This window comes from Arthrobacter sp. 49Tsu3.1M3 (genome assembly GCF_900168135.1).
In the GTDB taxonomy this organism is placed as follows: Bacteria; Actinomycetota; Actinomycetes; order Actinomycetales; family Micrococcaceae; genus Arthrobacter.
The window spans coordinates 69,407-83,217 of sequence record NZ_FUZD01000007.1 but is presented as its reverse complement, the minus strand read 5'-3'; the positions used below and the strand labels follow the sequence as shown (position 1 = coordinate 83,217).

The window sequence follows — 13,811 nt, the reverse complement described above, 5'->3', positions numbered from 1 at the left end:
CGCGAACTGCCGGATCGGCAATTCCGGGGAATCAGCCGTGCGCGTGGTCCGGGCCGGGCAGCCCGGCGGCGCTGACGCCGGCCGCGCGTTCGGCGGCAGCCAGGGCATGTTCCAGCCGTTCCACGGCCGGGGCGTAGGCGGCATCGGTGCAGGCGCGGTCCGTGCGGCCGCCGAGACCCTCGGCGGCCTTGATCGCCCGGATCAGTGCCGCGGTTTCCGGTTGCCGGGTATCGCTCATCGCGGGATAGTCAATCGAGAACCCCGGATCCAGTTCGTACCGCTGCCACCGGGCGAGGGCGCTCCGATGCCGTGCGGCGGCCGCCTCGTTCACGATCCGGGTCTCCCGGCTGGCCCGGCGGGCTTCCTGCCGGCGGAGCAGCCGGGGGGCCGCTGCCACGGCCGCCAGGGCGGCCCCCGCGGCCAGCATGCCGAGCGCCAGGCCGGCCCAGGGCCATGTGGAGGAGGCCAGGACGATGGCGGGCACAATGACGGCGAGTCCGGCGAAAGCGTCCCAGAACGCGCCGTCCGCGCCTTCGGAGGGTCCGTCGTCGGCCGCCAGATGCTTGCGGGCGAAATAGACCGAGGCGAACGCTGCCCCGGCAACCACAATGGCGAGGGCCAGGAACTGCCAGGCCGCGAGGGCGCCGGATAGTGAAAGCGTCATTGCACACCTCCCCGGAACGGTCCCGGGCGGGCGCTGTTCCGCTAGTTCCATTGGAATCCCTGGCGGCGGGGCCGTCAATGCCCCGCCGGTCGGGGTGATGCCCGGTGCCAGCGCGGACGCAAACCCAGGCGCCAAGGCCCGGTGCGAAGGCAGCGTCGCGGTTCCTACGCCGGGCCTCCCGGCGTAGCCTAGGGGCCATGCGACTGAAAATGTGCAGTATCCACGTCAAGGATCCAGCCTCGGCCCATGAGTTCTATACCGGCACGCTGGGCTTCGAGACGCTGATGGCCATGCCGGAGTACAACCTCTTCATCGTCAAGGATCCGGACGGTGCCGGAGGCGCCGGGCTGCTGCTGGAACCCAGTGACAACCCGATCGGAGCGGCCTACATGAACGGTCTGCACGACGCCGGGATTCCCGCGATCGTCTTTGGCGTGCCGGACGTCCGCGCCGAATACGACCGGCTGGCGGCCAAGGGCGTGATGTTCCAGGGGGAACCGTCCGAGGGGCCCGGCGGGACCAGCGTGGTGCTGGATGACGGCTGCGGGAACTTCGTGCAGCTGCACCAGGACTAGTTGCCGGACCACCGCACGCCGACTCTGCCTACCGGCTCGTAAAGAGGGGCCGGGAGAAAGCGCGTGCCGCTATTCGGCCTTGGCGCGGGCTTTCTTGGCGTCCTTCTTGGCGGCCTCGTCCTTGACCCGCTGGGCCTCGGCGCGGACGGCGGCGTGGGTGGCGCGCTCGGCCACCAGCCAGGCCGGGGGAGCCTGGAGCAGTGCGGTGATTTCCGCCGTCGTCAGGGCTTCTTCAACACCACCGCGGGCCAGGCCGGCGATGGAGACATTGAGCTTCTGCGCCACCACGGGGCGCGGGTGCGGCCCGTTGCGGCGCAGTTCCGCGAGCCATTCCGGCGGGTTGGCCTGGAGGTCGGCAAAATCAGCGCGGGTGATGGTTGAATCCTGGAACTCCTGGGGTGTCGCCGGCAGGTAGATGCCAAGCTTCTTGGCAACGGTGGCCGGTTTCATGGACTGGGAGTTTGCAGAGGTCATAGTCCAAGGGTATCTGGCGGGATGCCCGCAGGGCACCAACCCAGCACCAAACCAGCACCGGATCAGCACGGAGCCGCCCTCGCGGCGGACCCCCGCGCCACCCCGGGCGGTACTGTGAACATGTGTCCGCAGCAGAAGAAGCACCCCAGACCCCCGACGAAACCGCCGTCGTCCCAGCCGTTGCAGTCGGGCGGGAGCTGCGCTTCGCGTACGTGGCCGGTGTGACACCGGGCAAATGGATCCGCCGCTGGGAGGAACGGATGCCCGATGTTCCGCTGCACTCCTTTATGTCCGACGACGGCGCGCAGCTGTCCGTGCTCCGCGACGGTTCCGCGGACCTGAGTTTCGTCCGGCTCCCGGTGGAACGCGAGGGCCTCAGCGTGATCCCGCTCTACGAGGAGCAGCCTGTGGTGGTGGTACCGAAGGGGCACGAGGTCTCCTTGTTTGAAGAAGTGGACCTGGCGGACCTGTCTGCCGAGACGTTTCTCGATGTGCAGGAGCTCGGCGGCCCCGCGATGGCCCTGCAGGTGGTGGCCTCCGGCGCCGGGCTGGTGATCCTGCCGATGTCCGTGGCCCGGCACTTCAACGTCAAGGACACCGTGGCGCGGAAGCTCACGGGCGCGCCCTCCACGGAGATCGCCCTGGCGTGGCCGAGCGACGCCACGGACGAGGTCATCGAGGAATTCATCGGCATTGTCCGCGGACGCACCGCGGCGAGCTCCCGCCAGCCCTCGGCGCAGCAGGAGAAACCCAAACGCGAGCCCAAGCCGGACCGGCGGGGCACCGGAGCGGCCAAGAAGCCCAAGGTGGCGCAGCGTTACGCGCCCAATCCGGACAAGGGCCGCGGCAAGGGATCCCGGAAAAAGGGGAAACGCTAGGCCCGAGGAGTTGGACGCTCTGGCCGGTGAGGGACCGGCTTACGGGCATGCGTCGTGGTGCAACGTGACCTCCACCAACTCCCTATAGAGCACGAAGGGGAGTACCTGCTGACCGGCTGCGCATTGACCGGTTGAGGGGTGCTGCCCGCTACTTGGCGCAGGCGTCCTGAAGGGCCTTGACGGATTCGGCCGGAACCTGGTCGCCGGAGTCGGCGATCTGGCGCAGCGGGGTGGTGATCTCAGCAGGTGCACCCCCGGCTTCCGCGCTGGTGACAAGACCGCCCAGTAGCTCCTTGTCCTTGGCACTGACCAAGCCGTTCTTCACGATGGCGCAGGCATGCTTCTTCACTTCGTTCCCGGCCGCCGTCGCAGCCTGTGACGCCCCGTCGTTGACGGCCTTTTCGGTAGCGTCATGCACTTGTCCACAGCCGGTAAGTCCGATCAAGAAGGCGGCAGCGGCAAGGGCGGCGAGACGTCGATTCATCCACCCACCCTAACAAGCGCGGCTGGTGCCGGCCTGAGGAAAAAGGGCAAACGCCAGGCCGTAGCCGTGTAGGCACCGGCGCGCATAGGCTCGGTGAGTGGACATCGTCGAGTTCCTGACCGCACGCATTAGAGAAGACGAAGCCGCCGCCCTGAAGCTGCTCGGCGACCCCACGCTTGCCGTCTCCGGCGAGTGGTATGAACGCCGCCTGCTACGTGAGTGCGAGGCCAAGCGCCAGCTCATCGGCATCATTGAATCCGCACGCCAGACCGTGCTGGCCACGTTAGTCAGCCAGGAACCCGCCGACGCCGGATGGGTGCCGGACGTCATCGAATGGACCACGCTCTCCCTGCACACCCTGGCGCTGCCGTATGCGGACCACCCCGAATTCCAGGCGCACTGGCGGATCACCGGATAGGGCCGTCAGCGGTCAGCTCCTGAGATGCTGACGGGTCCCCGAAACCTGCAGGAAATCTCCGCGGCCTACGCTGGTCACACCGCGGATTCTGCGGTCCGCCAGCCGGTTCGGTTCTTGAAGGGATACCGTCATGCACCTCTTGCCCCGTGAGCAGGAAAAGCTCATGATCGTGGTCGCTGCGGATCTCGCCCGCCGCCGCCAGGCGCGCGGACTGAAGCTGAACTTCCCCGAAGCCGTCGCGGTGATCAGCTACGAACTGATCGAGGGCGCCCGGGACGGCCGGACCGTTCCGGAGCTAATGAGCTACGGAACCACCATCCTTGGCCGCGACGACGTGATGGAGGGCGTGCCGGAAATGATCCACGACGTCCAGATCGAAGCAACCTTCCCGGACGGCACCAAGCTCGTCACCGTCCACGACCCGATCCGTTAGGAGCTTCGATGATTCCGGGAGAATACGTTCTCAGTTCCGCGCCGCTGGTCATCAACGCCGGCCGTGAGGCGGTGGACGTCGCGGTGACCAACACCGGAGACCGGCCCGTCCAGGTGGGCTCGCATTATCACTTTGCCGAAGCCAACTCAGCGCTGCAGTTTGACCGGGCGGCCGCCTACGGCCGCCGGCTGGACATCCCGGCCGGCACGGCCGCGCGGTTCGAACCCGGGGACAGCAGGACTGTCCGGCTGATCGAGCTCGCGGGCAGCCGGGAAGTGTACGGCCTCAGCAACGCCGTCAACGGCGCACTCCGCCAGACCGGACTCCCTGCTTCCGAACTCCACGTTTCCGAAGGGGAAGGTGGCGCACAGTGAGTTACGAGCTATCCCGCAGGCAGTATGCGGACCTCTACGGCCCGACGACGGGCGACGCCATCCGCCTGGCCGACACGGACCTGTTTCTTGAGATCGAGAAGGACCTCACCGTTTACGGCGAGGAAGTGGTGTTCGGCGGCGGCAAGGTGATCCGAGACGGCATGGGCCAGAACGGCCAGGTGACCCGGGACGGTGACGGTTCCGGCGGCATTGGTTCCGGCGGTGTTGGTTCCGGCGGCGGGGTCCCGGACACCGTGATCACCAACGTCGTGGTGCTGGACTACACCGGCATCTACAAGGCCGACGTCGCGATCCGGGACGGCCACATCTTCCGGATCGGCAAGGCCGGCAACCCGCAGATCACCGACGGCGTGGACATCATGATCGGCGCGAGCACCGAGATCATTGCGGGCGAGCGGAAAATCCTGACCGCCGGCGGGGTGGACTCGCACATCCACTTCATCTCCCCGGACCAGGTCCCCGCCGCACTGTGCAGCGGCGTGACCACGATGGTCGGCGGCGGCACCGGTCCCGCCGAAGGCACCAAAGCCACCACGATCACCCCCGGAAAATGGCACATCCAGCGGATGCTGCAGGCCGCCGAAGGGCTCCCCATCAACATCGGCCTGTTCGGCAAGGGCCACGCGTCCGCCGTCGAACCCCTGGCCGAGCAGATCCGCGCCGGCGCGATCGGGCTGAAAGTCCATGAGGACTGGGGCTCCACCACGTCCTCGATCGACACGTCGCTGCAGGTCGCGGACCAGTACGACGTCCAGGTGGCCATCCACACCGACACCCTGAACGAGTGCGGCTTCGTGGAGGACACCATCCGGGCCATCGACGGCCGCGTAATTCACACCTTCCACACCGAGGGCGCCGGCGGCGGCCACGCCCCGGACATCATCAAGATCGCCGGGCTGCCCAACGTCCTGCCGGCGTCCACCAGCCCCACCCTGCCGTACACGCGCAACACCATCGAAGAGCACCTGGACATGCTCATGGTCTGCCACCACCTGAACCCGGACATCCCGGAGGACGTGGCATTCGCGGACTCCCGCATCCGCGCCGAGACCATCGCCGCCGAGGACGTCCTGCAGGACCTGGGCATCTTCGCGATCACGTCCTCGGACTCCCAGGCCATGGGCCGGGTGGGCGAGGTGGTCATCCGCACCTGGCAGGTGGCGGACAAGATGAAGAAACAGCGCGGCGTCCTCAAAGACCCCCGGGGGGATAGCGCAGCCGGCAGCCACGGCGCCGCGTCCGGCCTCGGCGCGGAGAGCGACAACTTCCGGCTCAAGCGCTACGTGGCAAAATACACCATCAACCCCGCCATCGCGCAGGGCATGGCCGACTCGATCGGCTCCGTGGAGGTCGGCAAGTTCGCCGACCTGGTGCTCTGGGACCCGGCGTTCTTCGGAGTGAAGCCGGACCTTGTGCTCAAGGGCGGCCAGATCGCCTACGCCCTCATGGGCGACGCCAACGCCTCCATTCCCACCCCGCAGCCGCGCACCATGCGGCCGATGTTCGCCGCCTACGGCAAGGCGCTGCAGCAGTCCTCCATCACCTTCCTCTCCCAGGCGGCGATCGACGCCGGGGTCCCGGCGGAGCTCGGACTGGAGAAGGTCATCCGGCCGGTGTCCGGCATCCGCAGCCTCACCAAGGCGGACCTCAAGTACAACGGCGCCACCCCTGACATCGAGGTGGACCCGGAAACGTATCAGGTGAGCGTCGACGGCGAGGACGTCACGTGCGAACCGTCGGACGTCCTGCCCATGGCGCAGCGCTACTTCCTTTTCTAGGCTTCCAGAGGAGACCACCATGATCATCGAAAAGGTCCTCGGCAACACCCACGACCTCCCGCCCGGTCCGGACCCCTACTTTGGGCTCCACCGGGAAAAGGTGGTGCTGCCCAGCGCCCAGCTGGTCAAACGCATCCAGCGCGTCACCACCGACCACGGGAAGGAACTCGGCATCCGGCTCCCCGCCGGTTCCGGGGACCTGCGCGACGGCGACATCCTGCACGTGGCCGGGACCAACATGATCGTGGTGTCGGTGCTGCCCACCGACGTCCTGGTGATCGCCCCGCGCTCCATCCACGAGATGGGCGTGGTGGCGCACTCCCTGGGCAACCGGCACCTGCAGGCCCAGTTCTTCGACGCTTCCTCGGAGTACGGGGCGGAGGTGATGGTCTGCCAGTACGACCACACCGTGGAGGACTATCTCAAACACGTCGGAGCGCCCTACAACCGGCAGGAGCGCGTGATGCCCGTCCCCTTCCGCCATGCCGAACACTCGCACTAGTTTTCTCTTCCGCGGCTGGGGCGCCGCCCCGGATTTGGGGCCGTGCCCGTCCCCAGCCGCTCCCAACTCTCGCAAGCTCGAGTCGGGGCCCTCGCGGCAGTGGGCCCACCGCGGTGCCCGCCACGCCGCGGCCCCAAAATCCGGGTCGGCGGCTTGCGGCCTCGCCGTTGGGGACATCCAGTGATGCATTACCAGCTGGCGTTGCAGCAGCTGACGGATTCCGCTTTGCCTACTGGTGCGTTTGCTCACTCGCTGGGGTTTGAGACGTATGTGGAGCGCGGGCTGGTGCACGATGAGGAGTCCTTTGGGGTGTGGCTGGCGGCGTTCATTTCACAGCAGCTGACGTACTCGGATGCCCTGGCCATCCGGTTCCTTTATGAGGATGTTCCGGTTGCCGAACTGGATGCGTTGTTGACCGCGCAGTTGTTGCCACGGCAGTTGCGCGAGGCCAGCATCAAGATGGGCGGACGTCTGCTGGAGATCGGCGCCGAGATCTTTCCGTCCGCGGATCTGGCGGAGTACCGGGAACTGGTGGGTTCCGGCCGGGCCGCCGGGCATCAGCCGCTGGCGTTCGCCGTCGTCGCCCGGTCCTTGAATGTACCGCTCACCGAGGCCCTCGCCGCTTACCTGTTCGCCGGGGTGACGTCGTTGACGCAGAACGCCGTCCGGGCGATCCCCCTGGGGCAGAACGCCGGCCAGCGGATCCTGCGGAAGGCAGCCGACGGCGTTGCCGCCGCTATCGAGCGGGTCAGCCATCTCACGCCTGATGACTTTGGGGCCGTCAGCCCCGGGCTGGAAATTTCGCAAATGCGGCACGAACGCCAGCGCGCCCGCATGTTCATGAGTTGACTGATCTGTACAAAAAATGCTTTACGAAATATGTCTGGAGGAGAATATGTCTGAGCCCGTCAAGATCGGCATCGGCGGCCCGGTGGGTGCCGGCAAGACCCAACTCGTGGAGCGGCTCACCCGTCACATGAGCCGGCAGATCTCCATGGCGGCCATCACCAACGACATCTACACAATCGAGGACGCCAAGATTCTCGCCGCCAACGGGATCCTGCCTGTCGACCGGATCATCGGCGTCGAAACCGGCGGTTGCCCGCACACCGCCATCCGCGAAGACACGTCCATGAATACGGCCGCCATCGAGGAACTGAAGCAGCGGCATCCTGACCTGCAAGTGATCTTCGTGGAATCCGGCGGCGACAACCTCTCCGCGACGTTCAGCCCCGAACTGGTGGACTTTTCCATCTACATCATCGACGTGGCCCAGGGTGAGAAGATCCCCCGCAAGGCCGGCCAGGGCATGATCAAGTCCGATCTGTTCATCATCAACAAGACCGACCTCGCCCCCCACGTGGGTGCGGACCTGGCCGTCATGGAGCGGGACTCCAAAGAATTCCGGGGCGAGAAGCCGTTCTGCTTCACGAACCTCAAGACGGATGAAGGACTGGACCGCGTCATCGACTGGGTGCGGCGGGACGTCCTGATGCTCGACCTGGCGCCATGAGCGCACTCGGGGTCAGCCCCGGCGAGCTAACCTCTGAGGCGGCGAGGCCGGATTTTGGGGCCGCGGCGTGGCGGGCACCGCGAAGCGGGCACGGCCCCAAATCCGGCGAAGCCGCCGGAGCCAACCAGACCGCCCGGGAACCGATGGGTCAGCTCGAACTCGTGGTGGCCAAGCGTGCAGGACGTTCTGTTGCCACGCATCAGTTCCATCGGGGGGCCCTGAGGGTTTTGCGCCCGCATTACTTGGATGGCAGCGGGCAGGTTTGTTATGTGCTCGTCAATCCGGGCGGGGCGTATTTGGGGGCAGATCTCTACGTGATTGACGTGGAGGTGGCCGATGGGGCGAAGCTGCTGCTCGCCACGCAGTCGGCCACCAAGATTTACCGGACTCCGGGATCCTTTGCCGAACAGCGGATGCGGCTGCGGCTCGGTGAGGGTGCACAGTTGGAGCTCGCCCCGGATCAGGTGATCGCCTACCGGGAGGCCAGCTACCGGCAGAATACGTACGTGGCGGTGCGGCCGTCGTCGAGCCTCATCATGGCCGAAATTGTGACCCCGGGGTGGTCGCCGGACGGGGCCTCGTTCCGGTACGAGGAGCTGCGGTTGCGGACCGAGATCCGGGTCGAGTCGGAGGCGTCCGTCGGGGACGCGGGCGGGCTGCTGGCCCTGGACAACGTGCTCATCCGGCCGCCCCTGGGCGATGTGACGGGCCTGGCGTTCATGGAGGGCTTTAGCCATCTGGGGTCGCTGATCGTGGTGGACCCGCGGGTGGACCAAGCCCTTGCCGACGAACTCCACGAGATCACGGCCGGGCTCGGCGCCCATACCGGCATCTCGCTCACCGCCGCCGTGCTGGGTACGGCCGGGCTGGTGCTGAGATCGCTCTCGAACAGCACGGAGGAACTGAGGTGTGTTCTGGGAGCAGCCACCGCCCTGCTGCGCAAGCGCTGGTACGGCCAGGACCCGCTGGATCTGAGGAAGTACTGATGGCCGGGACCCAGCAGAGGGCCGCGCTGCGCCGGCTTCCGGCGCTGAGCACCCGGCCGGCGGCCTGATCACAGCCGGCGCGCCCCCTCTGCCGGCAGGACGGCGAAGACATCGGGTGCCTGCAGCCCGCGGGCGGCGAAGCCGGCCAGGACCGCGGACCGGACCTGATCGGCGTCGTCCACTGGAACCAGGGCGATGGCGGAGCCGCCGAACCCGCCGCCGGTCATCCGGGCCCCGATGGCCCCGTTGGCGCGCGCGGTGTCAACGGCCAGGTTGAGTTCCGGGCAGGAGATTTCGAAGTCGTCCCGCATGGAGCGGTGGCTGGCGTCCAGCAGGTCTCCGATGGCCAGCGGCCCGTGGGTCGTGAGCAGTTCCGCGGTCCGGGCGACCCGTTCGTTCTCGGTGACGATGTGCCGGACCCGGCGGAACGTCACGTCGTCGAGGATGCGCCCGGCCCGGGGCAGATCGGCGGCACCGAGGTCGCGAAGGGCGGTGACGCCCAGGGCCCGGGCGCCGCGGACGCAGGAAGACCGGCGTTCGGCGTACCCGCCGGTGGCATGGGCGTGCGAGACCTTGGTGTCGATCACCAGGCAGAGAAGCCCGGACTCCTCCAGTCCGAGCGGCACCGGGCGGGAGCTGAGGTCGCGGCAGTCCAGGTAGACCGCGCAATCCCGGGTGCCGAGCATCGACGCGGACTGGTCCATGATCCCGGTGGGGGCGCCGACGACGTTGTTTTCGGCACGCCGCCCGATGTCCGCCAGTTCGGCTCGGCCCAGGCCCGCCCCGGTGAGGTCCGACAGGGCCAACGCGACGGCGCATTCCAGGGCGGCGGAGGAGGACAGCCCGGCGCCGACCGGGACGTCGGAGGTCACGTACAGGTCAAAGCCCGGCACCGTGATGCCGGTACGTTCCAGCTCCCAGGCCACTCCGGCCGGGTACGCGGACCAGCCGGCCGCCTGGTCCGGGGCGAAGGTATCGAGATCGAATTCGACCGGGTCAGCGGCCGCGAACGCCGAGGCCAGCCGCACGGTGCGGTCCGCTCGGGCCGCCACGGCCACGGTGGTGGTGCGGTTGATGGCGAACGGCAGGACACGGCCGTCGTTGTAGTCCGTGTGCTCGCCGATCAGGTTGACCCGACCCGGCGCCTGCCACACGCCGTCGGCGTCGTGGCCGAAGTGGCCGGCGAAGGCGCGGGCCAGCGCGTCCGCCAGGGCCGTTCCTGTGGTGTCGGTGGTGGTCATGCCGTTCCTGTCCTGGCGTCCCGGAGCCGGGCCGCGACCTCTTCGGGTGTGGTGTCGTTGATGAAGGCGCCCATGGCGGCCTCGGAGCCGGCCAGGAACTTGAGTTTGTCCGCGGCCCGCCGGGGGGAGGTGAGCTGCAGGTGCAGGTACCCGGACCGGCGCAGCACCGGGTCAAGGGGGGCCTGGTGCCAGGCGCTGATATACGGTGTCGGGCTGCCGTAGAGCCTGTCGAGGCGGCCCAGCAGGTCCGGATACAGGATGGCGAGCTCGTCACGCTCGGCACCGGTCAGCGCGGCGAGGTCCGGAACCTGGCGGTGCGGGATCAGATGGATTTCCAGCGGCCAGCGCGCCGCGAACGGCACGTAGGCGCTGAAGTATTCGCCCTCGAGCACCATCCGGGCGCCGTCGGCACGTTCGCTCGCCAAAATCGTCCCGGTCAGGGTGGCGGTCCTGCCCGCCGCCTCATGGAACTGCCGGGCGGCCGCGGCCATCACCGCGGACCTCGGCGTGATGTAGGGGTAGGCGTAGATCTGGCCGTGCGGATGATGCAGTGTCACGCCGATGTCCTGGCCGCGGTTCTCGAAGCAGAACACCTGCGCCACGCCGGGCAGCGCGCTCAGGGCCTCGGTGCGGTGCGCCCAGGCGTCGATCACGGTGCGCACCCGCCGGGTGTTGAGTGCGGCGAAGGTCCCGGTGTGCTCGGGCGTGAAGGCTACGACCTCGCACCGGCCGCCGGCGGTCCCTCGGGTTCCCCAGCCCGGCGCTGCCGGGGCGGCGGCGAGATCCGGACCGAGCGAGGGGAAGCGGTTTTCAAACACGGCGACGTCGTAATCCGCCGGGATCTCCGAGGGCCGCGCGTCGGTGCTCGGGCAGAGCGGGCACTCGTCCGCCGGCGGAAGATGCGTCCTGTGTTGCCGGTGCGCGGCGACCGCCACCCATTCCCCGGTCAGCGCGTCGTAGCGGATTTCCCCGGCCGGGCCGCGCTCGGGAAGGTCGCGGCGGTCCCTCGACGGGTGCGGAAGGGGATGGGACGTGTCGTCGAAATACAGGAGTTCGCGCCCGTCGGCGAGGCGCGTGCTGGTCACCGCGGACACCGACGCCGGGGCGTCGCTGCGGCTGATGATGCTGGTCATGGGGTTCCTTCGAAAGTGAGGGGACGTGCGGTGCCCGACCCGGAAGCAGGGGCGGGACCGGACGGTCAGAGGGCCTGGACGTGGAGGAGCAGGGCGTGCTCCGGGTTCAGGACCGGCAGGGGCAGGCCGACGTGCTGCAGGAAGGCGCCGGTGGCAACGGCCCCGTCTTCCAGCCAGGCGGGTGGCCGGATCTGGGTGAAGGTGTGCGCGTAGTCGGCGTCGAGAGGGGTAGGCAGTTCGGCCCGGACGCGGTAGTTCCGCTTCGGGTCAAGGCCCGGCAGTGAGGCCAGTCCGGGGACCTCGGCCGGGGCGGAGGCCAGGGACACGGCAGCGAACAGGGCCTCGCCGGCGTCGTGTGCAACTACACCGTGGACGCTCAGGGTGGGCTCGGCGGTGTCCGCGTTGACGCGCTTGCCGGAGTGGAGCAGTGCGCGGTGGCGCTTGTAGAGCGCGATGGCGCGGCGCAGCGTGGCCCGTTCCTCGTCCGTGGCTGCGCGGATGTCCCACTCCATGCCGAAATGGCCAAAGAGGGCGGTGATGGCGCGGAAGGAGATGTCGTGGGTGCGGGCCGTGGTGTGCGAGGTGGTGGGGCCGATATGTGATCCGACGAGTTCGGGCGGGAGGACGGCCTGGGTCCAGCGCTGGATGGTCTGGCGCTCGAGGGCGTCGTTGCAGTCCGAGGCCCACACCCGGTCGGTGCGCTGCAGGATGCCGAGGTCCACGCGGCCCCCGCCGGAGGAGCAGCTTTCGATCTCCACGTCCGGGTGGGCTGCCTTGAGCGCGTCGAAGAGGCGGTAGGCGGCCAGCGTCTGCTCGTGGACGGAGGGGCGGCCGCCGCGGCCGTGTTCGGTGAGGTCGCGGTTCTGGTCCCATTTGAGGTAGGCGATGTTGTTCTCGCGCAAGAGGGCATCGAGGCGGCCGTAGATGTATTGCCAGGCCTCCGGGTTGGCGAGGTCCAGGACGTGCTGATGGCGCCAGGCGTGCGGCAGCCGGCCGCCGTCCTTGTGGGAAAGCACCGACGGGCCCACGATCCAGTCCGGGTGCTCGCGGGCGACGTCGGAGTCCAGGTTGACCATCTCCGGCTCCACCCACAGCCCAAACTCCATGCCGTGGCCGGTGACCGCGTCGATCAGCGGCGTCAGGCCTGCAGGCCACAGACCCTCGTCGACGTACCAGTCGCCAAGGCCCGCGTGGTCATCGCGGCGGCCGCGGAACCAGCCGTCGTCGAGGACGAAGCGTTCCACGCCGAGCCCGGCGGCCGCTTCGGCGAGTTCGAGCAGGGGCTCGAGGCGGTGGTCGAAGTAGACGGCCTCCCAGGTGTTCAGCACCACGGGGCGGACCCGGCCGGAGGTGGTGTCCACGTGCTGCGGCCGGGCACGGAACCAGTGGTAGAAGGCCTCGGTGATGCCGTCCAGGCCGCGGCCGGAGTACGCGGCATAGAGCGACGGCGTCCGGTAGCTGCCGCCGGGGCGCAGCACCACTTCGGCGGAGCCGAGTAGCTCGGCGGCACCGAGCATGCGCCGGCCGTCCGCGAGGCTGTCGAGGTACTGCTCGTGGTTGCCGCTCCAGCCCAGGTGCGTGGCCCAGACCTGGCCTGTGCGGTTGGCGAAGCCGGCGGTCCCGGCTGCCACCAGCAGGGACGAGTCGTGGCCGGTCCGGCCGTGCCGGCCGGTGCGGACCCAGGTGCCCTGCTGGACGGCGTGCCGCTGCGGGTGGTTTTCGCGGCACCAGCGTCCGGTGAGGTCGAGCAGTTCCGTGGCGTCCCGCGGGACCGGCAGCACAGTGGCGAGTTCGTCGAGCTGGTATTCGGCCGTGCCGCTGTTGGTCAGCGTGTGAGCCAGCTCCAGGAGGCCGCCGGGGTGCAGGGTGAGTTCGGAACTGATTTCCAGGCCGGCCTCGGGGTCCCGGTGGATGATCACCACCGCGCGGCCGCCGTCCTGCATCCGGGCGGCAACCACCCGCAGGGCCGGCGAGAAGTCCAGGCCGGGGCCGCCGTCGGCGTTCCGGTGCCCGCGCAGCCCGGGCCGCCCGGCCCAGCCGGAAGATGCCTGCGGGAGCAGCCCGGCGGTGACGGGAATGTCGAGGGCGGAGTGCGGGACGGGCCCGCGGAGGATCGCCAGATCGGGGAGGTTCTCCCCGAGGTCGGCGCCCCAATGGACGATCTCGGCCTCGCCGGAGTCGAAGGCCAGCAGGAGGCTGGTGCCGGCAGAACGCAGGTGCACGGGGTGCATGGGGATTCGCTTTCAGTTGTGCGGAAGTCAGGTGCTGGTGCGCGGGATCCCGGCGGGAGATCCCGCGCACCGGGCGCCGCCGTGGCTGGCGGCTGTGGCTTCGGAG

The 13,811-nt window shown here is 68.7% G+C and carries 16 protein-coding genes; 10 read left to right on the top strand and 6 right to left on the bottom strand.

Features of this window, described 5'->3' with window-relative positions; genetic code table 11:
* Nucleotides 1-31: 31 nt before the first annotated feature.
* Complete coding sequence (locus B5X90_RS10365; protein WP_079552655.1) at nt 32-664, bottom strand: hypothetical protein; 633 nt, start codon at nt 662-664, stop codon at nt 32-34.
* A gap of 197 nt (nt 665-861) precedes the next feature.
* Here B5X90_RS10365 and B5X90_RS10360 point away from each other — a divergent pair, with 197 nt between their 5' ends.
* Nucleotides 862-1,239: a VOC family protein gene (locus tag B5X90_RS10360; protein WP_079552653.1), complete on the top strand. Its 378-nt coding sequence runs from the start codon at nt 862-864 to the stop codon at nt 1,237-1,239.
* A gap of 69 nt (nt 1,240-1,308) precedes the next feature.
* On the opposite strand, the gene B5X90_RS10355 is transcribed toward B5X90_RS10360, so the two are convergent.
* Nucleotides 1,309-1,713 carry a DUF5997 family protein gene (locus B5X90_RS10355; RefSeq protein WP_018775636.1) on the bottom strand — a complete coding sequence of 135 codons (405 nt, stop codon included), beginning with the start codon at nt 1,711-1,713 and terminating at the stop codon, nt 1,309-1,311.
* A 122-nt stretch (nt 1,714-1,835) separates the two neighbouring features.
* Here B5X90_RS10355 and B5X90_RS10350 point away from each other — a divergent pair, with 122 nt between their 5' ends.
* Nucleotides 1,836-2,591, top strand: a complete 756-nt coding sequence (locus B5X90_RS10350) for a LysR family substrate-binding domain-containing protein (protein ID WP_179129104.1) — start codon at nt 1,836-1,838, stop codon at nt 2,589-2,591.
* A gap of 148 nt (nt 2,592-2,739) precedes the next feature.
* Here B5X90_RS10350 and B5X90_RS10345 read toward each other — a convergent pair whose 3' ends face one another.
* Nucleotides 2,740-3,075 (bottom strand): hypothetical protein, encoded by a 336-nt coding sequence (locus B5X90_RS10345; RefSeq protein ID WP_079552651.1) that lies wholly within the window; start codon nt 3,073-3,075, stop codon nt 2,740-2,742.
* 97 nt (nt 3,076-3,172) lie between these two features.
* Here B5X90_RS10345 and B5X90_RS10340 point away from each other — a divergent pair, with 97 nt between their 5' ends.
* From B5X90_RS10340 to B5X90_RS10305, 8 genes are all read left to right on the top strand, one after another.
* Entirely contained in the window at nt 3,173-3,493 is a 321-nt protein-coding gene (locus B5X90_RS10340; RefSeq protein WP_079552649.1) for a DUF6221 family protein, read from the top strand.
* Nucleotides 3,494-3,623: 130 nt separating this feature from the next.
* The gene (locus B5X90_RS10335; RefSeq protein ID WP_079552648.1) at nt 3,624-3,926 is read left to right on the top strand and encodes an urease subunit gamma; all 303 of its coding nucleotides are present in this window, start codon (nt 3,624-3,626) and stop codon (nt 3,924-3,926) included.
* 8 nt (nt 3,927-3,934) lie between these two features.
* The gene (locus tag B5X90_RS10330; protein WP_079552646.1) at nt 3,935-4,300 is read left to right on the top strand and encodes an urease subunit beta; all 366 of its coding nucleotides are present in this window, start codon (nt 3,935-3,937) and stop codon (nt 4,298-4,300) included.
* The gene (gene ureC, locus B5X90_RS10325) at nt 4,297-6,099 is read left to right on the top strand and encodes an urease subunit alpha (protein ID WP_079552644.1); all 1,803 of its coding nucleotides are present in this window, start codon (nt 4,297-4,299) and stop codon (nt 6,097-6,099) included. The genes B5X90_RS10330 and ureC overlap by 4 nt, the downstream gene beginning before the upstream one ends.
* A gap of 19 nt (nt 6,100-6,118) precedes the next feature.
* Nucleotides 6,119-6,601, top strand: coding sequence for an urease accessory protein UreE (gene ureE / locus B5X90_RS10320; protein ID WP_079552642.1), 483 nt, complete (start codon nt 6,119-6,121; stop codon nt 6,599-6,601).
* 183 nt (nt 6,602-6,784) lie between these two features.
* Nucleotides 6,785-7,450 carry an urease accessory protein UreF gene (locus B5X90_RS10315; protein ID WP_079552640.1) on the top strand — a complete coding sequence of 222 codons (666 nt, stop codon included), beginning with the start codon at nt 6,785-6,787 and terminating at the stop codon, nt 7,448-7,450.
* A 46-nt stretch (nt 7,451-7,496) separates the two neighbouring features.
* The gene (ureG, locus tag B5X90_RS10310) at nt 7,497-8,114 is read left to right on the top strand and encodes an urease accessory protein UreG (RefSeq protein ID WP_079552638.1); all 618 of its coding nucleotides are present in this window, start codon (nt 7,497-7,499) and stop codon (nt 8,112-8,114) included.
* A gap of 143 nt (nt 8,115-8,257) precedes the next feature.
* On the top strand, nt 8,258-9,100 hold the full coding sequence (locus tag B5X90_RS10305; RefSeq protein ID WP_179129113.1) for an urease accessory protein UreD: 843 nt from the start codon (nt 8,258-8,260) through the stop codon (nt 9,098-9,100).
* 68 nt (nt 9,101-9,168) lie between these two features.
* Here B5X90_RS10305 and galK read toward each other — a convergent pair whose 3' ends face one another.
* The 3 genes from galK to B5X90_RS10290 form a co-directional block, all read right to left on the bottom strand.
* The gene (galK, locus tag B5X90_RS10300) at nt 9,169-10,341 is read right to left on the bottom strand and encodes a galactokinase (RefSeq protein WP_079552632.1); all 1,173 of its coding nucleotides are present in this window, start codon (nt 10,339-10,341) and stop codon (nt 9,169-9,171) included.
* Entirely contained in the window at nt 10,338-11,474 is a 1,137-nt protein-coding gene (gene galT / locus B5X90_RS10295) for a galactose-1-phosphate uridylyltransferase (protein ID WP_079552630.1), read from the bottom strand. Before galT ends, galK begins: the two co-directional genes overlap by 4 nt.
* Nucleotides 11,475-11,539: 65 nt before the next feature.
* A complete protein-coding gene (locus tag B5X90_RS10290; protein ID WP_079552628.1) occupies nt 11,540-13,705 on the bottom strand; it encodes an alpha-galactosidase in 2,166 nt (721 codons plus the stop codon).
* Nucleotides 13,706-13,811 lie beyond the last annotated feature (106 nt).